This window comes from Nocardia exalbida NBRC 100660 (genome assembly GCF_000308575.1).
GTDB lineage: Bacteria > Actinomycetota > Actinomycetes > Mycobacteriales > Mycobacteriaceae > Nocardia > Nocardia exalbida.
On the sequence record NZ_BAFZ01000041.1, the window covers coordinates 37,090 to 61,345 of the forward strand.

Consider the following 24,256-nt stretch of genomic DNA (forward strand, 5'->3'; position numbering starts at 1 on the left):
ACGGCCGACTGCCCTCGACGAGGCCCGCGATTAGCCTGGCACCGTGCGCACCAGCCGATTCGGATCTCATCGATTGCTGATCGCGACCGGTGTCGCCGCCCTCGCGATCGGGGGTTGCGCCGAGCCGTCCGAGCCGTCGCCTGTCGGCGCTGTCTCGCCGACGTCGGTTACGGATCCGGCGCCGGTCGCGGAGTCCGCGCCGCCGATCGTTTCGGAAGCCGCGAACCGGCCGCCCGAAGCCGCTGCGCCCGAAGCCGCCGTGCCGGAGGTCGTCGCATCCGAAGCTGCCGTACCGGAAGCCGCTGCTCCGCCGCCGGTCGAGGCCCCCGCCGTACGGGTCCCGCAGCCCGCGCCGCCGCCGAAACCCGTGCCGCCGCCGCAGGCCGAGCCGCCCTCTCTCCCCGACCCCGGCTTCGAGCCGCGTGCCGGCTACTGATCGGCCGCTCGTCCGGCGATTTACACGTAGTAGCGGGAAGTGACTCGTCCAGCTCGACACGGCGCCCGTCAGGTCACCCGCGACGGCAGCGGTCAGGAAACGGCGGCCTCGCGGCGCAGACGGAACAGCGAGGGTCCGCCGTAGAGGCACCAGGCGGCGATCACCGGATCGCATATCGCGCAGCCCAGGGACGAGTCATGCGCGAACGGGACGATGGGATTGCCTTTGAAGTGGTGCAGCAGGTCCCAGGCGGTATGCAGGAGCCAGGCGATGCCGATGAACGTCCAGGAGTCCAGTCCCCGGTAGGCGCAGTAGGTGACGGCGGCGGTGAAGACGAATTCCCAGCCGCCGAATCCGCCTCCACTGAGGTACGCGGCTCCCGCGCCGGCGACCATGACGGCGTTGAAACGGCGGCGATGCGGCTCGGGAATCGCCGACATGGCCAGCGCGTACAGGACGCCGATCAGTATCGGCGCGACATAACTCATCATCGGCGGACTCCTTGTGAGCAGGGTCTTCGGCGAATCGAATGTATCGACCGGGCCCGTTGCCGCCCAGCGGCATTCAAGCCACGTCCCACCGGGAATTCGCCAAACGGCGCGGTCCTCTCCGTCGGATGACGGCGTCTGCGGTTGTGGATATGGCAGGTGGTGGGAGTCACAGGACGATTGATGACCTCGAGGACGGGTATGCGCAGGATGTCAGCCGACTAATCAATGGGAGGTATGTGATGCCGGAGCATCAGAGCGGACCCCGGGAAGCTGTCGAGGGTGTCGTCGAGGACATCAAGGGGAAGGCGAAGGAAGCCGCTGGCGTCGTCACCGGTGACGAGAACCTGAAGAAAGAGGGTCGCGCCCAGCAGGACAAGGCCGAGTCCCAGCGGGACGCGGCGCAGAAGGAAGCCGAGGCCGAAAAGGCCCGTGCGGAAGCGGATCTCGACGAGGCGCGGCAGAACGCGTACGAGAGCGGCAAGGACGTCTAGCTCCCGTCGCGAGATCCGATGTGGCGGAGCGATCCGTTCCCGGTCGGCGGTGAATTGCCGCCGACCGGGCCGTTCTCAGCAATTACTCGGTGCGGGCACCTCGTGCAGGCGCGCGTCCAACCAATCGAGTGCGGCCGGGATTCCGAGTACGGCGGCGGACAAATGGTCCGGGCTGAGGAATTTCTCGTATTGCACGCGCACGCCCGCCCGGCAATACCGTCCGAGCGTGGCATCGACCGACTCCACCGGGATCAGCGCGTCGTTCTCCGCGCGCCATTGGTAGAGCGGCACGGCCGGAATACCGTCGTAGAGTTCCAGACTGTTCTCCTCGAGCACCCCGCGAGCGCGCGGGTCGTCGGCCAGCGAATTCGAGGCCGCGACGTCGACGATGCCGCGCCCGGCGCCGGCCAGGAGGATCTCGTTCGTGCAACTGTCGGCGATCCTGTTGCGGACCGCCAATCCGACCGAATTCAGTTGCTCGCTCACCGGCAGCCGTGCCGGGTATTCCCGCTCCAGTCCGAGGGCCGCCGCGAAGGCGAGGCCGAATGCCGCGTGCGGCGCGTAGCCGAGACCCTCGATCATCTTGACCAGATTCATCGGCACCCCGCCCGCCGCCACCCCGGCGAGCGGCAGTTCCGGCGCGTAGGTCGGCGCGAGCGCGGCCGCCCACGAACTCGCCATGCCGCCGCCGGAGTAGCCGAGCAGGGCGATCGGGCTGTCCACCAGCTCCAGTTCCGCGACCCGCCGGGCGGCGCGCAGACCGTCCAGGGTGATCATGCCGCCGAGTTTCGCGGCCCCGTAGGCGCTGGTCGGGCCCAGATGATCGGGGAGAGCGACCGACCAGCCGCGCAGCAGCAGGGCGTTGAGCGCGGGCGCTTCGCGCACCGCCAGGTTGGGATCGCTGGTGTAGAGCACACGGGACACCGAGCACTGGGTGCCGAGTGCGTTGATGATGTGCTGGTAGGACAGCAGCGGCCGACCGGGGGTGGGATTCGGCGGAGTCAGCACGGTAGTGGTGGCCGCGATCGGGTCACCCACGGAGTTGGTGGAGCGGAACTTGATCATCGTGACCGTCGAGCCCGGGAACACGGGCAGTGCGGGCATCTGCCGTACGGCGAGGACATCGCCGGGTGCGGCGCGATCCAGGCCGGCCGGGGTGGCGTAGAACGGATCCGGATCGGGTGCGGGATAGATCGGCTGCGCTGCGGCTTGCGGTGTGATCACGCAGAGCGCGGCCGCGGCGGTGGCGATGACCAATCGAAGCATGGTTTTCGACGACTCCCATTCATCACGACGTGCTGTTCCGTAACGCTGGTGTGCTGAAGTCGAATGCTCCCGGCCGCCGGTCGCTTTGACCGATGCCTGGACCTGCACACTGTAGGGGACGATCGAAAAAAGCCGAGGTAGCCGCGCCGCTTGTCGACGCAGGGGCGCGCCGTCCCGCGGTCGGCTACCGTGGCCCGGTGCTTCTGCTGGTCGGTGTGGTCCTGCTCGGTGTGTTCGCGGTGCGATTCGGCAGGGACCGCAGGCGGCTCGGACACGGAGTGCTGCTGCTTCTCGGGGCGGGATTCGTCGGCGCGTGGGCGGTGGGCCGGATCGCCGAAGGCGATCTTCCGGTGGTGCTCGCACCGCTGCTGGTGCTCCTATCGCCGCTGCTGGTCCTGGTGCTCGCCGGGTTGTCGATCGCCAACGGCGCGCAATTGGTGCGTCGAGAGGGGTGGAGTCTGCCGAATCTGCTGCCGCTCGGGCTCGGCTTCGGGCTGCTGGTGCCCTATGTGGTGCTGGCTCTCGCCTTGGTGACCGAAAATCGCTGGCTGGTAGTGCTGCTGGCTTCGCTGACGATGGCGATCAGCTACGTCGGGTTCGTGTTCGCGGCGTTCCTGTTGTATTCGCTCTGCTACCGCCTGCTGCCCTATCGTCCCGAGATGGACGCGATCGTGGTGCACGGCGCCGGGTTGGTCGACGGCGAGGTGCCGCCGTTGCTGGCCGCGCGCCTGGATCGCGCGATCGAGGTCTACCGTGGCGAAGCCGATGCGGGACGCGCCCCGCTGTTGATTGCCAGTGGCGGCAGGGGTTCCGATGAGGAGGTTTCCGAGGCGTCGGCGATGGCGGACTACCTGATCCGCCACGGGGTGCCCGAAGACCACGTGGTGCTGGAGGATCGCTCGGAAACCACCGAGGAGAATCTGCTCTTCACCAAGCGGCTGCTCGGCGAGCGCGGCGCCACCACCCGCATGGTGCTGGTGACGAGCAATTTCCACGTGCTGCGCACGGCGATCCTGGCGCGCCGCCTCCGCCTCGATGCCGAGGTGACGGGCGCCAGGACCGCCTTCTACTACCTGCCGAGCGCTTTCCTGCGCGAATTCGCCGCGTTGCTGGTGGCCTACAAGTGGAGCAATGTGCTCATGGGCCTCGCGTCGGTGTCGCTGCCACCCCTCGTGCTGCTGGCCACCGGCCGATGACTCAGCCGAAGCTCTTGTGCGGCACGCCCACGGTCAGACCGCCGTCGACGATGAACTCGGCGCCGGTGGAGTACGACGACTCGTCGCCGGCCAGGTAGGTCACCAGCGCGGAGACCTCGGCCGGGTCGGCGGCGCGACCGAGCGGGATCTGCAGGAAGTCCTCGGGGATGTTCTCCGTCATCGGAGTGCGGATCATGCCGGGATGCACGGAATTCACCCGGATCTTGTACTGCGCCAGCTCGAGCGCGGTGGACTTGGTGAGCCCCCGCACGGCGAACTTGGTGGCCGTGTAGCCGTGCAGCCCCGGGCTGCCGCGCATGCCCTCGACGGAGGAGATGTTGATGATCGAGCCGCCGCCCGCCTCGATCATCGCGGGCGTGGCGGCCTGCATGCCGAGGAACGTGCCGGTGAGGTTGATGTCGATGATCCGCTGCCATTCGGCCAGCTCGAACGCGACGAGCAGGTTGCCGTTCACGATGCCCGCGTTGTTCACCAAGACGCTCAGCGACCCGAACCGCTGTACCGCCTCGTCGACGGCTTTGCGCCAGTCGCCCGGCTCGCGCACGTCGAGGTGGACGTAGGCGGCGTTGTCGCCGAGTTCCGCGGCGACCGCGGCGCCCTCGTCGTCGAGCACGTCGCCCAGCACCACGCGCGCGTCCTCGGCGACCAGGGCCCTGGCGTGCGCCGCGCCCATGCCGCGCGCACCGCCGCTGATCAACGCCACTTTGCCGGTCAACCGCCCCATCCGGGGTACCTCCGTCTCTCGTACTGTCTGTAACACGTTACAGAAACGCGCCGGGTGGCGGCGCGCCCCGCGACAGTAACCCAGGTAATCCCTCCGGGGTCGCGCGCAGATGTGACATGATCGTCTAGAACGCGTTCTAAAACTCGCCACGGTGTGACCGCTCGGGAGGTGCGTCATGACGAATCCCGGCCGAAGCGCGACGCGGTTCGGTGGACGTTTCCGGGTGCCCGACATCGCCGAGGTACCCGGTGGCCGCCTGGTCGACCTGCCGGGCCGGGGCCGGACCTACGTGGTCGACATCCCGGGCCCGGAGGACGCGCCCGCGCTCGTGCTGCTGCACGCCACGGCCTGCACCGCGTACCTCACCTGGTTCCCGTCGCTGGCGGCGCTGGCCAAGCGGTACCGGGTGATCCTGTTCGACCAGCGCTGGCACGGGCGCGGCATCCGCTCCGAGCGGTTCACCCTGGAGGACTGCGCCGACGACGTGGTGGCCGTGCTCGACGCGGTGCGACTGGAGCGGGCCGTCTGCGCGGGGTTCTCGCTGGGCGGGATCGTCGGCCTGCTGGCGGCGCATCGCCATCCGGACCGGGTGAGCGGACTGGTGCTCTGCGCGACGCCCTATCGGTTCCGCGAGAAATGGCGCGAGCACGCTTTTCACCGAACGTTCGCGGCCTTCGCCGCCGCCGTGGGGCCCTACTCCTACCGCCGGGCCGAGAAGCTCGCCGGGCGTCTGCCCGAGCTCCCGGTGGTCACCTGGACGCCGGGGCGATTGGATCGCTGGGCATTGGGCGAGTTCCGCAGTACCAGTGGTTGGGCGCTCACCCAGGTGCTCGCCGCGGTCGGGCGCTTCGACGCGACCGCGTGGCTGCCGAGCCTGACGATGCCGACCGCCGTGGTCGTCACGACCCGCGACCGGGCAGTCCCGGTCTACCGGCAGGTCGAGATGGCGGCCATGATCCCGGGGGCGAGCACGCACCGGGTCGCGGCCGGGCACGCGTGTTGCGTGCTCGAGGCCGATCGTTTCGTCCCGGTGTTGCTCGAAGCCTGCGAGGCCGTCGCGGCGAAGATCTGATGGGTGCTCGGTCCTGTCCGGCGGCGATGGCGGACAGTCGACCGGCACTCAGCCCGAGGTCCGCGCCGCGGAGAGCAATTCGGAGACCACGCCGGGAACGGCGTCGGTGAGCGCCCCGATGTCGGGCACCAGTTCCTTGCAGGCGATGAAACCGAAGTTCAGCTTGTCGTTGTTCGACAGCACGGTCACCGTCAGGCCCGCGCCGTGGAACACCGGCCCGAACGGGTACATCCCGTCCACCCGGAAGCCGAGGAAATACAGCGGCATCGCGGGGCCGGGCACGTTGGACACCACCAGGTTGTGCACCACGGGGTGCACCTCCGCCAGTTTGAGCGACGAGTACATCCGCGCCGCGAGCCGGAAGGTGTTCGGCGGCGCGTATTTCGACCAGTCCTGCAGGAAGTCCGCACCTATCACCTCGTGCTCTTCCTTGGCCCCGCGGTTGGCCTCGGCCACCTCCCGCAAGCGTTCCACCGGGTCGGCGATATCGGTGCCGAGCGTCGCGAACAGCGCGGAAACCTTGTTGACGCCCGCGGTGTGCCGGGTCGACTCGTGCACGGACACCGGCACGGAGGCGATGAGCGAGCGGTCCGGCAATTCGTCGCGTGCGGCCAGATAGGTGCGCAGCGCGCCGGCGACGACGGTCAGCACCACGTCGTTCACCTTGACGCCGAACGCGGAGCGGATCTCCTTGATGGCGTCGAGTTCGGCGTCGGTGAACGCGACGGCGCGATGCGGGGTGATGGCGAGATTGAAGGGCGTGCGAGGAGCGGAGAACGGTACCGCCATGCCCGCTTTGTTCTTGCGGCGGCGCTGCGCGAAGCTCGCGACGATGCCGACGGTTTTCGGCAGCATGCCGACGATGCCCGCCCGGGCCGGGAACTTCACCACCGCTTCGGCGAGCAGTTGCCAGTCGTTCGGTTTCGGGTCGGGGCGCCACTGCTGGTCGGGGACCTCTTTGGGGGCGCCCGGTTCCGGATCGCACAGGTGCATCATCAGGTTGGCGCCGGTGATGCCGTCCACGGCGGCGTGGTGGTATTTGCAGACCACCGCGACCTTTCCGTCGTCGAGGCCTTCCACCACCGACATCTCCCACAGCGGCCGGTCGCGGTCCATGGGGCGGCCGGCGATGTCCCCGACGAGTTCGGCGAGTTCCCGGCGCCCGGCCGGAGGCGCGATCGCGATGCGGCGCACGTGGTAGTCGAGGTCGAAATTCGCGTCCTCCACCCAGACGGGATGGTCGAGATTCAACGGCACCTCGTACACGCGACGGCGCATCTGCGGAATCAGCGGAATCCGCCGGGCCAGTTCGGCTTTGAAGCCCTCGAACGAGTAGTCACCCGACGACGGGTCGAGGATCAGCAGCGCGCACACGTGCAGATGCTGGGTTCCGGTTTCCAAGTAGAGAAAGCTGGCATCCAATCCGGTCAATCGTTCCATAGCAAAAGCCTACTAGAACATGTTCTAGTTTTGTGGCGATCGCGGCCGGTGTGACGACTGTCGCGAAGTGATGCCACCGTACAACGGCGGGTAGCCGCTTTGTGTGTTACCGAAGGTTCCATATATGTGTATGATGCTTGCTACGGATATGTAGGAAACGCGCGACGAGTGCGGACGCGTGCGGATCGAGGAGTACCGATGAAGCTACTTCGCAGGGCAGGGCGGCGGCCCGACACCGACCCGGGCGCGGTGGCGCTGCACGCCCGCAACGTGCGTTTCGACTGGTCGGACACTCCGCTGCGCTGGATGCCCACCGAACCCGTCGCCTCGCACCTGATCAACTCGCTCAATCTGCTGCTGCCCGAAGGCGAGCGCATGTTCTGCGCCGCCTACGCCGAAGCGCTGCCGTACGTGCGGGACGAGAAGCTGCGCGAGGCGATGCTCGGGTTCATCGGTCAGGAATCGATGCACGCCGAGACGCACGACAAGGTGCTGCACGAAGTGCTCGCCGTGCACGGCATCGATCCGGAGCCGTATCTGCGGCAGGCCGAGTACCTGTTCCGCCGGACGCTCGGGCCGCGTGCTGTGGACGGCGTGGCCGAACGGCAGGTGCTGGTCGAGCGGTTGGCTTTCATCGCCTGCCTGGAGCACTTCTTCGCCTACCTCGGCGATTGGGTGCTCAACGCGGATCTGGAGCGATTCGGCGCAGACCCGCGCATGGCCGACCTGTTCCGCTGGCACGGGGCCGAAGAGGTCGAGCACCGGCACGTCGCGCACGACGTGGCCGTCTACTTCGGGGCCGGCTACCTGCGGCGCGCCGGGCTGATGCTGCTGGTGTTCCCGATCTTCCTGACCTTGGTGGTGCGCGGCACCAAGTTCCTGGTCCACCAGGACCGCGATCTGCCCGATCTCGGTTACCCCCGGTTGCTGGCGAGAGTCTGCGGCGCGATGTGGCGCGGCGCGTTGCCCGGCGTCCCCTCGCTGCTGCGCAGCGCACTGAGCACCTTCGAGCCGGGCTACAACCCGGAGACGGTCGGCTCCACCGCGCAGGCGGTGGCCTACCTGGCCAAATCCCCTGCGGCGCGGGCGATCGCCTCGTGACCGTCCCCGACCACCTGCCCGCGGATCTGTTCGGCAGGCGCGACGTCGATCGCACCGTGCGGGTGTTCGACGCCGTCGCCTCGGCGCGATTGCGCTGGACCACGCTGGTCAACCGGCGCGATCCCCGCCCGAAGGTGGACGACCGGCGGATGGCGCTGGTCGTCACCGAACGCCGGATCGAGGCGCACGACCGAGACGTGGTCGGCCTGCGGCTGGCCGCCCCCGACGGACGCGCGCTGCCGCCTTGGCGCCCCGGCGCCCACCTCGACATCGAACTGCCGTCCGGCCGCCTGCGCCAGTACTCGCTGTGCGGCGATCCGGCCGACGTCCGCGCCTACCGGGTGGCGGTGCGCCGGATCCCGGAAGGCGGCGGTGGCTCGGTGGAGGTGCACGACTCCCTTCCGGTGGGCTCGCCGATCGTGGTGCGCGGTCCACGTAACGCGTTCCCCTTCGCCGTGCCCGGCCACGGATCTCCGGCGAAGCGACTGCATTTCGTCGCGGGCGGTATCGGCGTCACGCCGATCCTGCCCATGGCCAGGCTGGCGCACCGGCTCGGCATCGACTGGTCGATGGTGTACACCGGGCGCGGCCGCGCGACACTGCCGTTCCTCGACGAGATCGAGGGCTTCGGCGACCGCGTCATGGTGCGCACCGACGACGAGCACGGGCTTCCCGACGCGGGCGCCCTACTGCCCGGCGTCGGTCCCGATACCGCGATCTACAGCTGCGGTCCGGCGCCGATGATCGCCGTGATCGCCGCCGCCGTGCGGGAAATGCCGTCCGTAGAACTGCATTCCGAGCGGTTCTCGCCGCCGCCGATCGTCAACGGCAAGCCGTTCGAAATCCGATTCGCCTCCACCGGGGAGGTCGTCGAGGTCGGCGCGACGCGCACCGCGCTCGACGCCATCCTCGCGTCCCGGCCCGACCGTCCGTACTCGTGCAGGCAGGGTTTCTGCCGCACGTGCAAGGTCCGGGTGCTGGCCGGCGAACCCGACCACCGCGACAGCGTGCTCACCGCCGCCGAGCGCGAGGCGGGCGCGATGCTCGTCTGCGTCTCGCGCGCCGATGGCGGACGCCTCGTGCTCGATCTGTGATCCGGCCTCCCGATCGGCCAAGGAGAATGATGACCACCACCGAAATCGCCGAACTCCCCGCGATCGAACGAACCGTGCGCAGCGGCGAATTCGACCTCGCCGTCTATGAATACGGCGACCCGGCCGCCGAGACCGTCGTGCTGGTGCACGGCTGGCCGGACACCCATCACCTCTGGGACGCGGTCGTGCCGCGGCTGGCCCGGCGATTCCACGTCGTCGCCTACGACACCCGCGGGCACGGCCGTTCCACCCGTACCCGGCGTACCGCCGACTTCCGGCTCGATCGCCTGGCCGCGGACTTCTACGCGGTCGCCGACGCGGTGAGCCCCGACCGGCCCGTGCATGTGCTCGCCCACGACTGGGGTTCGGTGCAGGTCTGGGAAGCGGTGTGCGAGCCGCGCGCCGCCACTCGGGTCGCGTCGTTCACCTCGGTGTCGGGGCCCAACCTGGACCACATCGGCAAGTGGATCCGCCACCGGCTGGCCCGTCCGACCCCGCGCAACGTGTGGCAGCCGTTCACCCAGCTGCTGTCGTCGGCCTACACCTTCTTCTTCATGACTCCCGGGCTGCCGCGCGCCGCGTTCGGCCTGGCCGGGACCGAACGGGTATGGCAGCGGGTGGTTTCGATCATGAACGAGACCGCGCCGTCGAACGTGCGGCTCGGCCCGACCTTCCGCGCCGACATCGTCGACGGCCTGTTGATCTATCGCGCGAACATCGTGCAGCGCATGCTCGCCCCGCGCGAGCGGCACACCGAGGTGCCGGTGCAGCTGATCGTCGCCGGACGCGACGTCGCCGTGCGGCCCGCGGGATTCGACGACGAACACAAGTGGACCGGGCGGCTGTGGCGGCGGGATGTGCCCGCCGGGCACTGGATGCCGTTCTCGCATCCGGAATTACTGGCCACCGCGACCACCGAACTGATCGACACGCTCGGCGGCTCGGCGGCGCCCCGGACGCTGCGCCGCGCCGAGGTAGGTCGCACCGGGCGGCCGTTCGACGATCGGCTGGTGGTCATCACGGGCGCGGGCAGCGGTATCGGCCGCGCGACCGCGCTCGCCCTGGCCCGTCGCGGGGCCGAGATCGTCGTGTCCGATATCGATCTCGCGGCCGCGAAGGAGACCGCCGAGCTGATCGCCGCCGAACACGGTGTGGCGCACGCCTATCCGCTCGACGTCGCCGACGAAGACGAGATGCGGGCGCACGCCGCGACAGTGCTGGAAACCCACGGCGTGCCGGACATCCTGATCAACAACGCCGGAATCGGACAGTCCGGGGGATTCTTCGAGACGTCGGCGGCGGAATTCGACCGGGTGATGCGGATCAACCTCGGCGGCGTACTGAACGGCTGTCGCGCGTTCGGCCCGGCCATGGCCGAGCGCGGCCTCGGCGGGCACATCGTGAACCTCTCGAGCATGGCCGCCTACAGTCCGCAACAAGGGTTCAGCGCCTATTCCACCAGCAAGTCGGCGGTGTTCATGTTCTCCGACTGTCTACGGGCCGAAGTGGCCGGGCGCGGGATCTCGGTGCACACCATCTGCCCCGGCGTCGTGCGCACCGGCATCGTGCGGCGCACTCGGTTCTCCGGTGTCAGCGCGGAGGAGGAGCGGCGCAAGCAGGAGCGTTACGACAGCCTCTATCGGATGCGGCGTTACGGCCCCGAGAAGGTGGCCGAGCGGATCGTGCGCGCCATCGAGGGCGATCGCAGCGTCGTGCCGGTGACGCCGGAGGCCCACCTGCAATACCACTTCGGGCGGCTCGCGCCCGCCGTCGTCCGGTTCCTGGCGGCGCGGGTGAAGCTGACCTGATCAGGAGGCGAGGGCACGGGCGAGTTCGGCCTCCACGGCCACGACTCGCTCGGGCTCGACGCCCCACGGCTGCTCGACGCCGACCCGGCGGTCCAGATCCCACAGCACGCAGTCCTCGCCCGGAGCCGCCACGAACGACCACGCCACCACCGTGCGGCCGAGCTGCTCCGCCATGCTGCCGTGCGAATCGACCGGCGGCCCGGCGCCTTCCGGGAAGTGGTGCAGGAAGCGGCCGTAGGCGGTCGCGCAGAACTCCGCATAACGCTTGGTGCACAGGATGAACCCGTGCCATGCCTCGTCCACCGCGTGCGACGGCATGCCGATCACCTGGTCGTCCCGCATGGCGGCGCCGCAGCACAACAGCCACTGCCGCAATCCCTTGTCCACCAATTCCCGCGGCTGCCATGGGCAGGTCTTGTAGACGGCCTCGGGCAGTTCCAGCGCGTCGACGGCTGCGCGCACGGTCGCCAGGTCGATCTCGCGCGCCGGAGATCTACGGAACCTGAAGTTCACCACAGTTCACTGTACGTGCGCGCCGATAGGCCGCTACCGTTCTGACATGAGCGCACTCATCCTTCTGATCATTCTTATGATGGTGCTGCTCCTCGTGGCGGTTCCGATCATCATCGTGGTCGTCGTCATCCGCTCGCAGCGCAATCGGCACCTGCCGCCGCCACCGTATGGTGGGTGGGGCGTCGGGAATCGAAGCGGGGGATATCACGAGGGGGGTTCCACGGATCCGTTCTGGGCGGCCGGCGGCGCCGGTTTGATCGGGGGATCCGACCAGCCGAGCGGCTGCGGGGGCGGACATCACCATCACCACCATGGCAGTAGTTGTGGTGGGGGGAGCGGAAGTAGTTGTGGTGGGGGAAGCAGTTCCAGTTGCAGCGGCGGCAGCAGTTCCAGCTGCGGCGGGGGCAGCAGTTCCAGTTGTGGCGGGGGCAGTAGTTCCAGCTGCGGCGGCGGTTCCTGACGCACGATTTGACCTCAACATGCCTTGAGGTTCCATGCTGATCTTCGTCGATGGACGGCAAGGAACGACGAAGGGTATGTCATGAGGGCTGTACAAGCCAGTGAGTTCGGTGGGCCAGAGGTGCTCGTGGTGCGGGAACTGCCGGAGCCTACGGCCGGGCCGGGCGAGGTGGTCGTCGACGTGGCCGCCGCGGATGTGATGTTCCTGGACACTCGGCTGCGCTCCGGCTGGGGCACCGACTTCTTCGCGATCGAGCTGCCCTACGTGCCCGGCGGTGCGATCGCCGGTGTGGTGGCGTCGGTGGGTCCCGGCGTCGATCCGTCCTGGGTCGGCAAGCGAGTGTCGACGCCCACCGCGGCCAGCGGCATCGGCGGAGGCCTGCCGATCGGCGGATACGCCGAGAAAGCACTGGCCAAGGCGGACACGCTGGTGACTTCGCCCGAGGGGCTCACCCCGGCGCAGGCCGTCGCGCTCACCCACGACGGCAGGACGGCGCTGGCCGTGTTCGACCGCGCCGCTGTCCAACCGGGGGAATGGGTGCTGATCACCGCCGCGGCCGGCGGCCTGGGCGTCCTGTTGATCCAGCTCGCCCGCGCCGCGGGCGCGAACGTGGTCGCCGCCGCGCGTGGCGCCACGAAGCTGGAACTGGCCGCGCGGCTCGGGGCGACCGCGGTGGTCGACTACTCCGCGCCCGATTGGGCGTCCGAGGCGCGCGCGGCGACCGGGGGAGCGGGCGCGCACGTGGTGCTCGACGGCGCGGGCGGCGCGCTCGGCGAGGCCGCCCTCACGGTCGTCGCGGACGGCGGGCGCTTCCTCGGATACGGCGCTGCCGCAGGTGAATTCGCCACACTGGACCGGGACGACGCGACGGCGCGCGGTGTCACCGTCTACGGGCTGTTCGACATCACCGGTGCGGATGTCGATTGGCAGGCGCTGGCCCGGCGCGCCCAGGACGAGGTCGCCGCGGGGCGCTTGGAGGTCGTCATCGGCCAGACCTTCCCGCTCGGCGAAGCCCATCGGGCGCATGCCGCCATCGAGTCCCGAGCGGCAGTGGGGCGCACTTTGTTAACAGTGTGAACAAAGCGGCGAACTGGACAATCGACGTAGTGCGAGGTCCCGGTGACGGCGCTAGGGTGCCGGGGTGGAGACTCTGCTCGTCGTCGGTATCGTCATCGTGGTCCTCGGCTTCGTCGTCGCTGTCGTGGCGTTCGCCAGCCGGCCACCCAAGGAAGCCGAGCTATGGGACGACCGGGACGACGCCGACGACTACGAGGACGACTGGGACGAGGACTATCGCGACGGCTGACCCCGCTCCGCCGGGGTCAGCACCACGACCGCGATGGGCCGCTTGGTCAGCTTCTGATAGGCGCTGTAGCGACCCTTGTTCACCTTGTCGACGAGCGCCCACCGCCGGGCGTACTCGGGATCATCCGGCAACGTCGCCCGGGCCCGCACCGTCAGTTTCCGCCGCCCGACCTGGATCTCGCACTCCGGCCGCGCCTTCAGATTCGCCAGCCACCCCGGCGGCCGCGGCGACCCGCCGTTGGACGCCGTCACCAGATAGTCCCCGCCGTCGCGCGCGTACGTCAGCGCCGAAGTGCGCTCCGCACCGGACTTACGCCCCACCGTCCGCAGCAGCAGCGTCGGATTCCCCAGCAGCAGCCGATGCCCCACCAGCCCACCACTGTTCTCGTACACCCACTGATGCGCCTTCAGCACCTTCGTGAACAGACCGGCCATACCTGACCCTCCAGTAAGTTTCCGAAGCATCCACCCTAAGCCAGGCGACTGGTTTCCACCCCACACAACCCGGTAGCATCCACAACGCTCGCGGTTCCCGCGGCACGGGGCGGTAGCTCAGTCGGTTAGAGCCGTGGACTCATAATCCATTGGTCGCGGGTTCGAGCCCCGCCCGCCCCACAAACGCCCGCTGAGCTGGAGAAATCTTCCAGTGAAAGGGCAAGTTGATCCAGAACGGCGCACGTATGGTCACAGATTCCGGGGGCGCATTTGGCGCGTATGGAGACGCTTGGTCTGAACAATCTGCGCGAGTTGAAGCACACGTAGCATCGAGAATGCCGCTGACGTCATCGCGGCGCGGGTGGGCATCGTTGGCCCTATTTTCGGCCACGCCGCGCCCGTTGCCTGGCGATGCTGCTGGCTGTAGGTCGATCGGTGCTATGGTAGTCGACTGCGTCGTGCTCGAACTCAGTCCTCACTGAGGTGTCGGTGGTCCAGTTGGATTGTAAGAGTAGTGTATCCATGCGCAACGGCTCCGGAGAATAGATGCCCTGTGTAGATTCAACTCATGGGGAGTGTTGAAGATGCCAACCGGTTGTGGGAGCGTTACGAGCTTTCGGTGCGCGAACTACTTGCCGCCATCGATCCCGGGTCGGAAGTTTCCCACAATGTGATTGTTGCGGGTCAACTCAGCGGGGTAAAGCGCCAACTGGATGTGTTAGCGCGCGGAATGGTAGTCGGGGTAGATATCACGGTTGTCGTCGAATGTAAGCGGCACCAACGGCCTGTCGATATTGGGACAATGGATCGGTTCATAGGGAAGTTATTGGACGTGGGTGCAGATCGAGGGATATTGTACTCATACTCTGGATTTACAAATTCGGCAGTACAGCGTGCTATCGGTGCTAAAAATCCGTTTGCCATTGCCATTGCGGTTGAGACTCCAGAGATAGTTCAACAGCTCGGCGGAGTTGCTGGTTACCCTGCTGACCTTATGGTTCAAGACGTAGCCCCGCAGTGGATAGAAGAGATGGACGAGGATAACTTTGCCCGGTTTCTAAAGGACGGCGAATGGTCGAAGTTCTGGAGTTAGCTACGCGGAATCCGTTTGTTACCACCCGCGAGTCGCCGTCGTCGCCGTAGTCGGCCGCGTCCTGGGCTGCCTCTTCGCTGGATTTCACGGCCTGCTTGTGGGCTGCGACACGCCCACGGCAACGAGCACCGTATCCACCGGTGGATCACACTCGTCGCCGAATGCGTCTGCGGTGGTGGAACGAGTACAGGTAACGCCTTCTGGCGAGTGACGGCAGAGCCACCCTCGACTAGCCCGTCCAATTCCTTCCCGGCCGATGGGGGTTGGGGAGGTTGTGGATCGATGCCCCCGCAGGATCGAGGGGGTTGGTCAAGCCGAAGACCTGGGGTAACGACAGGGCGGCCTAGCGGTAGATGGGATCGAGCTCTCAGTCGCGCTTCTCGGATTGCCCAGGGGAGTGAGATCGCGGCTTACCTCGACGACGTCTTTGGCGCGTCGGTGTCAAGGATAGGATCACACTCGGATCGCCGACAGGGCGCTGACAAAGCCCCTCTTTGGTACGGTCTTGACGAAAACACCCATCTAAGTGCAGCGAGGTGCTCATGCTCATTCGGTTCGAAGTGGAAAACTTCCGCTCGATTCTCGAGCCTGTAGAGCTGTCGATGGTTGCAGTGGACGACCGGCCGGAAGTGCGGGCCTATCCGAAGTTCGGAGCCTCCCTTGTCCCGGTTGCAGGCATCTTTGGTCCCAACGCCTCGGGGAAGTCGAATGTGCTGGCGGCGCTCGCCTGGCTTCGTGCATCAGTTCAGAATTCCTTGCGCGTGTGGGACGACGAGATCCCGGTCGAGCCATTCGCTTTCGGTGCCGCAAAGAGTCGAGATTCGTCGTTCACTCTTGAAATGGAGATTGATGGTGTCCGCTTCGAGTACCTTCTCGATGTCGGCAGACATCGAGTTAGCTACGAGGCGCTCTATCATTATCCCGAAGGGCGGCGCCGACGCGTCTTCGAACGGGAAGCGAACGGGCTCACTCTGCAGCGCGGGCTTGGGGAACTCTCAGGAACTCGAACCCTCCTTACTGATCGGTCACTGGCTCTGTCAATCATGCGACGTTTTGACGAGCCGACCACCTCTGCATTCGCACAATCCCTCGTTCGCCTGATTTCTTTGGGTCAGCCTTTGAACCGTCATCGGCGCTTCCTGACCGGCACGATGCGATCGACGCTCCGTCTCTTCGATGTGCCTCAAGATGAAGAACTCGATCTTTACCAGGAAGACACGCTTTACGACGAGGACGATTGGCGATCGACTCGCCAACAAGCGATGGCAATGCTACGGCTCGCTGATCTTGGAGTGGCGGATGTGGAGATTGAGGAAACACGAATCGAGTCTGGCCGAGGCGAGCCCATCACCCGTCGCATGCCTCAACTGGTCCACGTCGCCAATAGTGAACGACAGCCTTTCGATTACCGTGATGAGTCGGCTGGAACTCGCACATGGTTCGAACTGATCGGACCTGTGCTTGACGCCCTGCGGGGCGGCGCCATCATCGTCTTTGACGAACTCGATGCGAGCCTGCACCCGACACTCACGGCGCAGCTCGTCAAACTCTTCAAGGGCCGGAAATCCAACCCGCACGGCGCCCAGCTTCTGTTCACCTCGCATGACACCAACCTCTTGAACCACCTCAATCGTGACGAAGTTTGGTTAACTCAGAAGGCGTCCGATGGGTCGACACGCTTCGCAGCTCTCTCGGACTTCGCAGGCGAACGCGTTCGTCGATCGGCGAACCTTGAGAGCGGCTACCTCAGCGGCCGTTTCGGTGCGCTGCCCGATGTGTCCCGTACCGAGGTATTGCATGATCTGGGTTTGATTGGATGAGCGCTAAAGACCGAGGCAAGCACGGGAAGAACCTCAAGCGCAAGACAGGAATCAAGCCAGTTCGCACGACCTTCCGGGTGTACGCGGAGGGTGTGTCGACTGAACCCGAATACATTGATGCCCTCAAACGGCTCCCTGAGTTCGCTGAAGTAGTTTCCGTGGATGTCTCTATCGAAGAGTCCGGGGCGACGCCGATGCACCTCGTGGAGAGTGCCTGCGTCGATAGACGTCGTGCTGACCTGGACGTCGATTTCTACTGGTGTGTGTTCGACGTGGAGTTCCCACAACGTCATCCACACCTCGACCGCGCAAGACAGATGGCGAAAGACAACGGCGTTCACCTGGCAATCAGTAACCCGTGCTTCGAGATCTGGCTTGTCCTTCACCATCGACGACACGCCGGTCACCTGTCCACCGCCGAGGCAATTCAACTCCGGCGTGAGCTCGATGGGTCTGACGGTAAGCACCTTGATGGCGCGCTTTACATGAAACTCGTACACAACGCCATCCATCACGCGCAAGTCCTCCGCGAAAAACACCAGCGGGACGGCACGAACTTCCCGGAGGACAACCCCTCATCTTCGGTCGACCAGTTCGTAGGGCACATCCGCGACGTGGTGCAGTCCGCGAAAAAGGCCGCCTTGAACCAATAGGGGAGGACCCAGCTAACCCGCGCATGGCCGCCGCCGCAGAATCGAGGTAACGAGCCCAATCCTGGGCGGTCCGGTTTGGGCGGTCCGGTTGTGGTGTAGGTCAGCAAGTCGCAGACTGTGCACGCTACTTGCGTGCCCGCGAGTGGGGCGAGCGAATGCGTTTCCTGGCAAGGGCGGACCGACCCTGAATGTCCCTGCCGGGTAGCGCCTGAAACGATCGGCGGGCTGGTGCCTGCCGATCGTTTTGCGTGCCTATTGCGTTGTCATCGGGTGGCCAGCGAGCGCAGGGTGAGGATGGAGTCGCGGCGCTCGTAGGCGATCCAGGCGAAGATTCCCGCCAGCACCAGCGGGAAGGGTGCGTAGGCGGGCATGTCCGTCAGGAAGAGGTTGGTGGCTGCGGCCAGCAGGGTGAGGATGGACAGGCCAACCGCGGCCGGCCCGCTCAGGCGCCGCACGAGCAGGCCTATACCGCCGGCGATCTCGCAGATGCCCACGAAGTACATGAACCAGGGCGAGCCGAAACCGGCCTCACGCATCGCCGCCATGTTCTCCTTTGGAATCATGTCGAGCACCTTGGGCAAGCCGGAGGAGAGGATGAAGAACAGGGCCAAGAAGATCTGCAGTCCCCACAGGACGTGGTTGCGGACTTTGCCGGGGTGGACGGTGGTGGTGTTCGCAGCGGCGATGGTGGTAATTGTTCGTTCCTCCAGGGTCGGTGGCGCAGTTCGGCGGTGGGTTCACCTGATAGGACGGCGGCACTCAGGAGGATTCATCGGTCGAGCACCAGCGCGGTTCCGAAGTCGCACTCCGCTGCGTTCGCTCGTCTTCTGTCGCTGTGCTCGAGATTCCCCGGTTGACGTAGGCGGTGATGTCTTCGTCGGGGGCGACGCGAAATTCGACCCCCCGCAAGCAGTGATCCGGACTCCACGCCCGTGGGCGCTACGATCACGCTAACGTTCTGAGAGGAAATCATGACCAAGTCGACGGCCTTCGCCGCTGTGTTCTCCGCGGCCGCTGCCGCTCTGTTCTTCCTGCCCGCCGCACCCGCGCATGCCCAGTCCCCGCAGTGCGCCAAGGCCATCGAGCTGATCAACATCGCGATCGACACGAACGGCGGCACCCTGGACGGGGCGACGGCGGAAGCGCTGTCCGGCAGGCTCAGTGGCCTCGCCGATCTGGCCCAGGGTGCGGAGAAGGATGTCATCTCCGCCTATGCCTACGCGCTGGTAGATGAGAACGTCACCGATCTCAACCCCTACACCGACGAACTCAATCGCGTCTGCGCCTGACGGCCGACCAGACCCGAGGCGATGCTTCGACCTGACTGGGGATTCCTTGCTCTGCGGCCCGGATCCCCAGCGGGCCTGCTCCTTCGGTGAGACCGAGCTGGATGGTGGAGGTGGCCGAGCATGAGCGCATCATGTGCCGCTCATGTCCGGGTCGATTCGGCGTAGCGCGGAGGCCAGCCATTCACTCTCGCGGTGCTCGGTCGGCATCGAGGCCAGTCCATGTGTCGCCTCCGCCACCGCTTCGGCCGTTTGTCCCAGCAGGGCTAGGACGCCCCCACGCTGCACGGCCCCGAATCCGGTACTCCACCAATACATCGACGCGGGAGGTTCGATGCCGTCCGCCGCTTCCGTCGCCGCGTCCGCCATGGACAGGGCGCGCTGTGCTTCGCGCCTCTCCCCGTGCGCAGCCAGCAGTTCAGCTCGCCGCATTCGCCCGTAAGCGCTGACGATGGGGTGCGCATTCTGTACGGCCAATGCGGCGTCCGACAGAGCGACGACCTCCCCGAAGTTTCCCGCGCTGACAGTCACGTAGCCGAGGAATCCCAGGCTGTGCGCAAGCCGGTCCGGATCGCGGGACTCCTTCGCCAGGCTCACTGCTGTGCCGACGCTACGCCGGGCGGCAACGTCGGCGCCGATCGCATGCTCCAGCCATCCCCGGTACTGCGTGACCTCTGACGCGAGAGCCGCCGCCTCGATCTTCGCCATGCGTGCCTCACGGGCGAATTCCTCGGTCATGGCTGACATGCCTCGCACCGCCGGAAGTACCGTGACCGCCCCGGCCGCGTCCTCGATGCGGCGCGTCGCCGCCAGCATCACCGCCACGTCGGACAGCGCGGTGGTGTCTACGCCGGCCGGTCTTCGCGCCACCGTCGTCAGCCGCTCCAGGTCCGCGCCTAGCACCCTCTCGTAGGCGGCGGAGACACCGGCAGGTACCGGACGCCGACCGGTCTCGATCAGCGACAAGTAAGCCTTGCTGTAGTAGCTCCGCTCGGCCATCGCGCGCAGCGAGATACCCGCTGCCTCGCGTGCGGCACGCAGGAGCGCACCCGGTTCCATAACTCCAGCCTAAGGGTTCGCCGAGGGCTGTGGACGCCTGTGAACAGCGAAATCGTATGCGGCTCAGCTGTTGTCTCATACTGTCGATCGCAGCCCCGCTGCCGAGCGGACAGTTTCCTCGGCGGCCGGAGCTCAGCAACGACAGGGGACGAGGGGCAGGGGAATGCACGCACTGGGCTGGATTGATCCGACATCGCCGACACCGGAATGGGACCTCGCGCAGGTGCGCCGCTTGGCGCGCCGGTTGGGATACGAGCTGTGCTTGGCCGACCCTGGTTCAGAGCTCGGTCTTGTCGGACAGGCTGAGTCTTCGGGGGTCGAAGTGGTATTGCTACCGTCGTCGGCGCGTGTGGATGCCGTGGTGCTGGACCGCTTGATGGCGATCGCCGACGTCGAATGCGCGACGCCGCGAGCGTCGTTCGGGCGCTGGGCACCGGTGGGTGGGGTGCGCCGGTGAGCGCGGCTCGAGTGGGCCTCATCTACTGTCGGCATGCCGCTCGCGGTCGTCGTCGCATTGATCCTCTGGCCGTCCGACTATGACGACCGGTGACCGTCAGTGGTTGCGTCCTCGGTAGTCGAGGCAGGCGCGGCCGTCGGTGGGTGGGGTAGTGGGGGTCATGGCTTCGGTGTAGGCGCGCAAGCCTTCGGCGAGCTTGCCTGCCATGTTCTCCAGGTGTTCGGGGCGCAGGTGCTTCCCGAAGGCGGCGGCATCGAGCAGTTGTCTGCGTACGGCGTTGATCTGCGAGTAGGCGAACTGGGTGGGCTCGAGGTCCGGCATGCTCCGGCACCCTACCTCGAGTCGAACATGTTTTCGATACATGCGGGGTCTGGGGGCGTCGGACTTTCCGGCCGGGCATAGCGCTCTCGAAATCGGCGGGTTCCGCCTCGCACCGCCCGACTAACGTCCGGCGAGCTGGGCGACGATCGGAGCGAACCTGTCGGCGAAGTCGGCGCCGAAGACGAAGTAGGAGAAGCCGATCTCCTCCCGTCGCCGCTGGATTTCCTCGGCGGCGGCCGCCGGATCGTCCGGAAGTACGGTCACCGAGTCTGCCGCGCGAAGTGCCGCGGGGTCGGTGTCGGGAGGCGCCATGAACGGCGCGACAGTGTCACCGATAACCGGTACGGCGAGAGCGAGCTCAGCCTTCCCGTCGGTGCGGAAGTCGCGTGCCAGCCGCTCGACTTCGCTCCGAGGCTGATCCCCCAGCGGGAAGGTGACCGTGTCGGCGACCTCGGCCGCCAGCGCCCGGGCCTTCGGACCGTAGACGGCCATCGCCACGGGCGTGTGACGGTCGGGTCCGTCGAGATCTCGCAGCCTCGTGACTGTCTCACGTACATGTGCCAGCCGCTCGTTCGGCGGTGGTACGGCGGGCAGTCCCTTGTCGCGCAGCTCGTCCTCGATTCCCGGTCTGCCGGTGCCGATGCCCATCTCGAAGCGGCCGTCGGTCAGCAGCGACAGCGAGTGCGCTTCCCATGCCGTCAGCCAGGCCGGGCGTAGCGGAGAGGCGTACACCCACGTGCCCACGCGCAGGTCGGTCAGGGCCGCGACGGTGGCCAGCATGGGGCCGGGCGCCGGTTGCAGCTGCGGGAAGTCGGGCACCAGCAGCGTCGAGTAGCCGCTGTCGGCGATGCGGCGCACGCGATCTCGCCACGTCGGCAGGTCGGTTCTGAGCGGGGCAACGACCCCGAATCGAAACGGTCTCGTCATGTCCGGACTCCTGTCATTCGGTCTCTCCAGAGGAATCGACGACGGATCCATCCGAAATTCATCGGTGCAGCCGGAATCACGCTCCTGCGAACGCCCTGAACTCGGCATTACCGAGCGGTCGCGAGTGACAGCCGTGTGACCAGGAAGATCTTGCCAGACCAGTTGACGCAAGACGGCGGTACACAGGTGTCCGCTCGGCCGACATTCCCGCTGTGACCAGGGGTAACACCGTGTCAGTGGACGTGTCAGGCCGGTATCAGGCCCGTGTCAGCCATCCTGGCGACAGTTGTCCACATGAACAGCACAGCGATCGCGGCTTCCGGGCTGCGGAAGGCATACGGGGACAGGACGATCCTCGATGGCATCGATTTGGATATCGGTGCAGGGACGATTTTCTCGCTGCTCGGTCCGAATGGGGCGGGTAAGACGACGACGGTGAACGTGCTGACCACGCTGCTGAAGGCCGATGGCGGCACGGCGCGGGTAGCCGGGCACGATATCGCGACCGAGCCCAAAGCGGTGCGCGCGGCGATCGGGGTCACGGGTCAGTTCGCGGCGGTGGACGACCTGCTGACGGGGGAGGAGAACCTCTGGCTGATGGCGGATCTGCATCATCTGCGGGCCGCCGAGGGCAAGCGGGTGGTCGCCGAATTACTGGAACGGTTCGATCTGGTGGAATCGGCGCGAAAGCCGGCGTCGACCTATTCCGGCGGTATGCGCCGGAAATTGGACCTGGCGATGACGCTGGTCACCAAGCCCGCCATCGTTTTCCTGGACGAGCCGACGACCGGATTGGATCCGCGCAGCCGTCGCACCATGTGGGAAATCGTCCGGGAGTTGACGGCCGGCGGTGTCACGATCTTCCTCACCACCCAGTACCTCGAGGAAGCCGATCAGCTGGCCGACCGGATCGCGGTGCTCGACCAGGGCCGCATCGTCGGCGAAGGCACCCCCGAGGAACTCAAGCGCCGCGTGCCCGGCAGCCACATCCGGCTCCGGTTCGCCGACGTCACGGCGCTCGACGCGGCGGCGCGGACCGTGCCCGGCGCCACCCGCGACGACGAGGCCCTGACCTTGCGGATCCCAGGTGACGGCGGCACGAAATCACTGCGGGACCTGCTGGACCGGCTCGCCGAACACTCGATCGACGCCGACGAGGTCTCCGTCCACACCCCCGACCTCGACGACGTTTTCCTTTCCCTGACCGGTCACGCCACCGCGGAGGCTGTCGCACAATGAGCACCATTACCGCACCGCTGGCCGATTCGTCGATCATGTTGCGTCGCAACTTCAAGCACATCGCCCGGAGCCCGGTCACCATATTCAACGCGGCTTTCATGCCGGTCGTGATGATGCTGATCTTCGTGTACGTGTTCGGCAACGCGTTCGATGTCGGCGAACAGTACATCAACTACGCGACACCGGGCATGATCCTGCTGGCCATCAGTTACGGGTTGTCGGGCACCGCGGTATCGGTGAGTTCCGATATGGCGAAGGGCATCATCAACCGTTTCAAGGTCATGGACGTCTCTCGCAGCGCCGTGCTGACCGGCCATGTCGCGGCCACCATTCTGACCAATGTGATAGCCATCGCGGCCGTGCTCGGCGTGGCATTCCTGCTGGGCTTCCGGTCGTCGGCGACCGCACTCCACTGGCTCGGCGCGATCGGCATCATCGCGGCCACATCGTTCGCGGCCTCCTGGCTCACGGTCGCACTGGGCATGGCCGCGAAGACTCCGGAATCCGCGGGCATGACCGTGGTGCCGCTGATCATGCTGCCGTTCGTGAGCAGCGCGATCGTACCCGCCGACCAGATGGGACAGGGTATCCGGCAGTTCGCCCGGTATCAGCCCTTCACGCCGATCATCGAAGCCTTGCGTGGGTTTCTCGGCGGCCATCCTTCCGGCGGCTACACGGCGGCCGCGCTCGCCTGGTGCGCCGGGTTCGCCCTGGTCGGATACCTGTGGTCGCGGGCCACGTTCAACAAGCGCGCGTAGTCGCCACCCATCTCACACACCGAACAATTTTGAGGAGACAGCCATGCCCACGTTCGAGACACCGAAGCCGATCGTCGTCACTGTCGACGTGCTCTCCGGCAACGTCACTGTGATCGCCTCCGACCGTACCGACACCGTCGTCGAGGTCCGGCCGGCCGATGGGTCCAGAAAGGGTGACGTGCGCGCCGCCGAGCAGACCGAGGTCGCTTTCGCCGCAGGCACATTGACCGTGAAGACGCCGAAAGACTGGCGGACCTACACCCCGTTCGGCGGCAACCCGTCGATCGAGGTGACCATCGAGGTACCGAACGGCTCCCGGCTGAAGGGCACGGCCGCTGTGGGCCGATTGCAGGGCACCGGCGAACTCGGCGAGTGCGACCTGGAGATATCCGCAGGCGACATCACCGTCGAGCGCCCGGGCGGTTCGGTGACCGCGAAAACCGCCAAAGGCGATATCCGCATCGGCGAAGCCTCGCGCGGGGTGCTCCGGTTGGAGACATCCATGGGCGAGCTGGAGGTGGGTATCAGCCCGGGCAGCGCGGCGCGGCTGGAAGCAAACGCCCTCTCCGGCGCCGTGCAGAACCTGATGCGACCGGTCGACCGGCCGCAAGGCAAGGAGGACACTGTGGAGGTGTACGCACGTAACTCGTACGGCAACATCATCATTCGGCACGCCACCGCCGCCTAGCTCATCCAGCTCAGCAGGCCGGTCCTCTCCACAGACACCTTCACCCCACGTCAGCGTGGTTGAACACCGCACCCCGGTGCGCGACTCCATGTCGGGTCGTGC

The 24,256-nt window shown here is 66.7% G+C and carries 28 protein-coding genes and 1 tRNA gene; 18 read left to right on the forward strand and 11 right to left on the reverse strand.

Translation table 11 applies throughout. The features are described from left to right. Positions 1–73: 73 nt before the first annotated feature. Positions 74–436 (forward strand): hypothetical protein, encoded by a 363-nt coding sequence (locus ON29_RS33715; RefSeq protein WP_051175007.1) that lies wholly within the window; start codon positions 74–76, stop codon positions 434–436. 92 nt (positions 437–528) lie between these two features. Here the strand turns inward: ON29_RS33715 and ON29_RS08730 are convergent, their stop codons facing one another. Further along, entirely contained in the window at positions 529–927 is a 399-nt protein-coding gene (locus tag ON29_RS08730) for a DUF6010 family protein (RefSeq protein WP_245548871.1), read from the reverse strand. Positions 928–1,166: 239 nt separating this feature from the next. Here ON29_RS08730 and mbp1 point away from each other — a divergent pair, with 239 nt between their 5' ends. Further along, entirely contained in the window at positions 1,167–1,418 is a 252-nt protein-coding gene (gene mbp1 / locus ON29_RS08735; protein ID WP_040865672.1) for a microaggregate-binding protein 1, read from the forward strand. 75 nt (positions 1,419–1,493) lie between these two features. Here mbp1 and ON29_RS08740 read toward each other — a convergent pair whose 3' ends face one another. Next, a complete protein-coding gene (locus ON29_RS08740) occupies positions 1,494–2,684 on the reverse strand; it encodes a lipase family protein (RefSeq protein WP_040865673.1) in 1,191 nt (396 codons plus the stop codon). Between the two features lie 197 nt (positions 2,685–2,881). Between ON29_RS08740 and ON29_RS08745 the strand changes: the two genes are divergently transcribed. Next, on the forward strand, positions 2,882–3,880 hold the full coding sequence (locus ON29_RS08745) for a YdcF family protein (RefSeq protein WP_040865674.1): 999 nt from the start codon (positions 2,882–2,884) through the stop codon (positions 3,878–3,880). Between the two features lies 1 nt (position 3,881). On the opposite strand, the gene ON29_RS08750 is transcribed toward ON29_RS08745, so the two are convergent. Continuing rightward, positions 3,882–4,625: a glucose 1-dehydrogenase gene (locus tag ON29_RS08750; protein WP_040865675.1), complete on the reverse strand. Its 744-nt coding sequence runs from the start codon at positions 4,623–4,625 to the stop codon at positions 3,882–3,884. Positions 4,626–4,800: 175 nt separating this feature from the next. On the opposite strand from ON29_RS08750, the gene ON29_RS08755 reads away from it, so the two are divergent. After that, positions 4,801–5,697 carry an alpha/beta fold hydrolase gene (locus tag ON29_RS08755; protein ID WP_040865676.1) on the forward strand — a complete coding sequence of 299 codons (897 nt, stop codon included), beginning with the start codon at positions 4,801–4,803 and terminating at the stop codon, positions 5,695–5,697. Between the two features lie 48 nt (positions 5,698–5,745). Here the strand turns inward: ON29_RS08755 and ON29_RS08760 are convergent, their stop codons facing one another. Next, positions 5,746–7,137 carry a WS/DGAT/MGAT family O-acyltransferase gene (locus tag ON29_RS08760; protein ID WP_040865677.1) on the reverse strand — a complete coding sequence of 464 codons (1,392 nt, stop codon included), beginning with the start codon at positions 7,135–7,137 and terminating at the stop codon, positions 5,746–5,748. Between the two features lie 198 nt (positions 7,138–7,335). Between ON29_RS08760 and ON29_RS08765 the strand changes: the two genes are divergently transcribed. From ON29_RS08765 to ON29_RS08775, 3 genes are read left to right on the forward strand one after another with little or no spacing between them, the layout of a single operon-like run. After that, positions 7,336–8,238 carry a metal-dependent hydrolase gene (locus tag ON29_RS08765; RefSeq protein ID WP_040865678.1) on the forward strand — a complete coding sequence of 301 codons (903 nt, stop codon included), beginning with the start codon at positions 7,336–7,338 and terminating at the stop codon, positions 8,236–8,238. Continuing rightward, complete coding sequence (locus ON29_RS08770) at positions 8,235–9,332, forward strand: PDR/VanB family oxidoreductase (RefSeq protein WP_040865679.1); 1,098 nt, start codon at positions 8,235–8,237, stop codon at positions 9,330–9,332. Before ON29_RS08765 ends, ON29_RS08770 begins: the two co-directional genes overlap by 4 nt. Before the next feature lie 26 nt (positions 9,333–9,358). Continuing rightward, positions 9,359–11,140, forward strand: coding sequence for an SDR family oxidoreductase (locus tag ON29_RS08775; RefSeq protein WP_040865680.1), 1,782 nt, complete (start codon positions 9,359–9,361; stop codon positions 11,138–11,140). Here ON29_RS08775 and ON29_RS08780 read toward each other — a convergent pair whose 3' ends face one another. Next, positions 11,141–11,656 carry a UCP032817 domain-containing protein gene (locus ON29_RS08780; protein WP_040865681.1) on the reverse strand — a complete coding sequence of 172 codons (516 nt, stop codon included), beginning with the start codon at positions 11,654–11,656 and terminating at the stop codon, positions 11,141–11,143. Positions 11,657–11,956: 300 nt separating this feature from the next. Beyond that, positions 11,957–12,118 carry a hypothetical protein gene (locus tag ON29_RS36555; protein WP_174371796.1) on the reverse strand — a complete coding sequence of 54 codons (162 nt, stop codon included), beginning with the start codon at positions 12,116–12,118 and terminating at the stop codon, positions 11,957–11,959. Positions 12,119–12,194: 76 nt separating this feature from the next. Between ON29_RS36555 and ON29_RS08785 the strand changes: the two genes are divergently transcribed. After that, positions 12,195–13,190: a zinc-binding dehydrogenase gene (locus ON29_RS08785; protein ID WP_040865682.1), complete on the forward strand. Its 996-nt coding sequence runs from the start codon at positions 12,195–12,197 to the stop codon at positions 13,188–13,190. A gap of 64 nt (positions 13,191–13,254) precedes the next feature. Then, positions 13,255–13,419, forward strand: a complete 165-nt coding sequence (locus ON29_RS35690) for a hypothetical protein (protein ID WP_157172705.1) — start codon at positions 13,255–13,257, stop codon at positions 13,417–13,419. Here ON29_RS35690 and ON29_RS08790 read toward each other — a convergent pair. Next, the gene (locus ON29_RS08790; protein WP_040865683.1) at positions 13,404–13,853 is read right to left on the reverse strand and encodes a nitroreductase/quinone reductase family protein; all 450 of its coding nucleotides are present in this window, start codon (positions 13,851–13,853) and stop codon (positions 13,404–13,406) included. The two genes, ON29_RS35690 and ON29_RS08790, sit on opposite strands and share 16 nt — an antisense overlap. A gap of 106 nt (positions 13,854–13,959) precedes the next feature. On the opposite strand from ON29_RS08790, the gene ON29_RS08795 reads away from it, so the two are divergent. The 4 genes from ON29_RS08795 to ON29_RS08805 all read left to right on the forward strand — a co-directional run bounded on the left by ON29_RS08795 (position 13,960) and on the right by ON29_RS08805 (position 17,419). Further along, a tRNA-Ile gene (locus tag ON29_RS08795) sits at positions 13,960–14,033 on the forward strand. A 388-nt stretch (positions 14,034–14,421) separates the two neighbouring features. Next, a complete protein-coding gene (locus ON29_RS34550; protein ID WP_083863316.1) occupies positions 14,422–14,946 on the forward strand; it encodes a restriction endonuclease in 525 nt (174 codons plus the stop codon). Between the two features lie 542 nt (positions 14,947–15,488). Continuing rightward, entirely contained in the window at positions 15,489–16,766 is a 1,278-nt protein-coding gene (locus ON29_RS08800) for an AAA family ATPase (protein WP_040865811.1), read from the forward strand. After that, positions 16,763–17,419, forward strand: a complete 657-nt coding sequence (locus tag ON29_RS08805) for an RloB family protein (RefSeq protein WP_040865684.1) — start codon at positions 16,763–16,765, stop codon at positions 17,417–17,419. Before ON29_RS08800 ends, ON29_RS08805 begins: the two co-directional genes overlap by 4 nt. A 263-nt stretch (positions 17,420–17,682) precedes the next feature. On the opposite strand, the gene ON29_RS08810 is transcribed toward ON29_RS08805, so the two are convergent. Beyond that, the gene (locus ON29_RS08810) at positions 17,683–18,030 is read right to left on the reverse strand and encodes a DoxX family protein (RefSeq protein ID WP_245548872.1); all 348 of its coding nucleotides are present in this window, start codon (positions 18,028–18,030) and stop codon (positions 17,683–17,685) included. 360 nt (positions 18,031–18,390) lie between these two features. On the opposite strand from ON29_RS08810, the gene ON29_RS08815 reads away from it, so the two are divergent. Beyond that, positions 18,391–18,708 carry a hypothetical protein gene (locus ON29_RS08815; protein WP_040865686.1) on the forward strand — a complete coding sequence of 106 codons (318 nt, stop codon included), beginning with the start codon at positions 18,391–18,393 and terminating at the stop codon, positions 18,706–18,708. A gap of 129 nt (positions 18,709–18,837) precedes the next feature. Here the strand turns inward: ON29_RS08815 and ON29_RS08820 are convergent, their stop codons facing one another. Beyond that, positions 18,838–19,764 carry a helix-turn-helix domain-containing protein gene (locus ON29_RS08820; protein ID WP_040865687.1) on the reverse strand — a complete coding sequence of 309 codons (927 nt, stop codon included), beginning with the start codon at positions 19,762–19,764 and terminating at the stop codon, positions 18,838–18,840. 163 nt (positions 19,765–19,927) lie between these two features. Here ON29_RS08820 and ON29_RS08825 point away from each other — a divergent pair, with 163 nt between their 5' ends. Further along, positions 19,928–20,221 (forward strand): hypothetical protein, encoded by a 294-nt coding sequence (locus ON29_RS08825; protein ID WP_040865688.1) that lies wholly within the window; start codon positions 19,928–19,930, stop codon positions 20,219–20,221. Between the two features lie 96 nt (positions 20,222–20,317). Here the strand turns inward: ON29_RS08825 and ON29_RS08830 are convergent, their stop codons facing one another. Beyond that, positions 20,318–20,542 carry a DUF6374 family protein gene (locus tag ON29_RS08830; RefSeq protein ID WP_040865689.1) on the reverse strand — a complete coding sequence of 75 codons (225 nt, stop codon included), beginning with the start codon at positions 20,540–20,542 and terminating at the stop codon, positions 20,318–20,320. A 120-nt stretch (positions 20,543–20,662) separates the two neighbouring features. Next, a complete protein-coding gene (locus ON29_RS08835; protein WP_040865690.1) occupies positions 20,663–21,469 on the reverse strand; it encodes an LLM class flavin-dependent oxidoreductase in 807 nt (268 codons plus the stop codon). 294 nt (positions 21,470–21,763) lie between these two features. Here ON29_RS08835 and ON29_RS08840 point away from each other — a divergent pair, with 294 nt between their 5' ends. The 3 genes from ON29_RS08840 to ON29_RS08850 are packed head-to-tail and all read left to right on the forward strand — an operon-like array spanning position 21,764 to position 24,154. Then, on the forward strand, positions 21,764–22,708 hold the full coding sequence (locus ON29_RS08840) for a daunorubicin resistance protein DrrA family ABC transporter ATP-binding protein (RefSeq protein ID WP_040865691.1): 945 nt from the start codon (positions 21,764–21,766) through the stop codon (positions 22,706–22,708). Continuing rightward, the gene (locus ON29_RS08845; protein ID WP_040865692.1) at positions 22,705–23,466 is read left to right on the forward strand and encodes an ABC transporter permease; all 762 of its coding nucleotides are present in this window, start codon (positions 22,705–22,707) and stop codon (positions 23,464–23,466) included. The genes ON29_RS08840 and ON29_RS08845 overlap by 4 nt, the downstream gene beginning before the upstream one ends. Before the next feature lie 43 nt (positions 23,467–23,509). Next, complete coding sequence (locus tag ON29_RS08850) at positions 23,510–24,154, forward strand: DUF4097 family beta strand repeat-containing protein (RefSeq protein ID WP_040865693.1); 645 nt, start codon at positions 23,510–23,512, stop codon at positions 24,152–24,154. Positions 24,155–24,256: the final 102 nt, after the last annotated feature.

What these genes read in the sequence shown, in the direction of transcription:
- ON29_RS08730 (WP_245548871.1), bottom strand. Translation starts at nt 927, where the DNA reads ATGATGAGTTATGTCGCGCCGATACTGATCGGCGTCCTGTACGCGCTG.
- mbp1 (WP_040865672.1), top strand. Translation starts at nt 1,167, where the DNA reads ATGCCGGAGCATCAGAGCGGACCCCGGGAAGCTGTCGAGGGTGTCGTC.
- ON29_RS08740 (WP_040865673.1), bottom strand. Translation starts at nt 2,684, where the DNA reads ATGCTTCGATTGGTCATCGCCACCGCCGCGGCCGCGCTCTGCGTGATC.
- ON29_RS08750 (WP_040865675.1), bottom strand. Translation starts at nt 4,625, where the DNA reads ATGGGGCGGTTGACCGGCAAAGTGGCGTTGATCAGCGGCGGTGCGCGC.
- ON29_RS08755 (WP_040865676.1), top strand. Translation starts at nt 4,801, where the DNA reads ATGACGAATCCCGGCCGAAGCGCGACGCGGTTCGGTGGACGTTTCCGG.
- ON29_RS08760 (WP_040865677.1), bottom strand. Translation starts at nt 7,137, where the DNA reads ATGGAACGATTGACCGGATTGGATGCCAGCTTTCTCTACTTGGAAACC.
- ON29_RS08765 (WP_040865678.1), top strand. Translation starts at nt 7,336, where the DNA reads ATGAAGCTACTTCGCAGGGCAGGGCGGCGGCCCGACACCGACCCGGGC.
- ON29_RS08775 (WP_040865680.1), top strand. Translation starts at nt 9,359, where the DNA reads ATGATGACCACCACCGAAATCGCCGAACTCCCCGCGATCGAACGAACC.
- ON29_RS08785 (WP_040865682.1), top strand. Translation starts at nt 12,195, where the DNA reads ATGAGGGCTGTACAAGCCAGTGAGTTCGGTGGGCCAGAGGTGCTCGTG.
- ON29_RS08790 (WP_040865683.1), bottom strand. Translation starts at nt 13,853, where the DNA reads ATGGCCGGTCTGTTCACGAAGGTGCTGAAGGCGCATCAGTGGGTGTAC.
- ON29_RS34550 (WP_083863316.1), top strand. Translation starts at nt 14,422, where the DNA reads ATGGGGAGTGTTGAAGATGCCAACCGGTTGTGGGAGCGTTACGAGCTT.
- ON29_RS08800 (WP_040865811.1), top strand. Translation starts at nt 15,489, where the DNA reads ATGCTCATTCGGTTCGAAGTGGAAAACTTCCGCTCGATTCTCGAGCCT.
- ON29_RS08805 (WP_040865684.1), top strand. Translation starts at nt 16,763, where the DNA reads ATGAGCGCTAAAGACCGAGGCAAGCACGGGAAGAACCTCAAGCGCAAG.
- ON29_RS08815 (WP_040865686.1), top strand. Translation starts at nt 18,391, where the DNA reads ATGACCAAGTCGACGGCCTTCGCCGCTGTGTTCTCCGCGGCCGCTGCC.
- ON29_RS08820 (WP_040865687.1), bottom strand. Translation starts at nt 19,764, where the DNA reads ATGGAACCGGGTGCGCTCCTGCGTGCCGCACGCGAGGCAGCGGGTATC.
- ON29_RS08825 (WP_040865688.1), top strand. Translation starts at nt 19,928, where the DNA reads ATGCACGCACTGGGCTGGATTGATCCGACATCGCCGACACCGGAATGG.
- ON29_RS08830 (WP_040865689.1), bottom strand. Translation starts at nt 20,542, where the DNA reads ATGCCGGACCTCGAGCCCACCCAGTTCGCCTACTCGCAGATCAACGCC.
- ON29_RS08835 (WP_040865690.1), bottom strand. Translation starts at nt 21,469, where the DNA reads ATGACGAGACCGTTTCGATTCGGGGTCGTTGCCCCGCTCAGAACCGAC.
- ON29_RS08840 (WP_040865691.1), top strand. Translation starts at nt 21,764, where the DNA reads ATGAACAGCACAGCGATCGCGGCTTCCGGGCTGCGGAAGGCATACGGG.
- ON29_RS08845 (WP_040865692.1), top strand. Translation starts at nt 22,705, where the DNA reads ATGAGCACCATTACCGCACCGCTGGCCGATTCGTCGATCATGTTGCGT.
- ON29_RS08850 (WP_040865693.1), top strand. Translation starts at nt 23,510, where the DNA reads ATGCCCACGTTCGAGACACCGAAGCCGATCGTCGTCACTGTCGACGTG.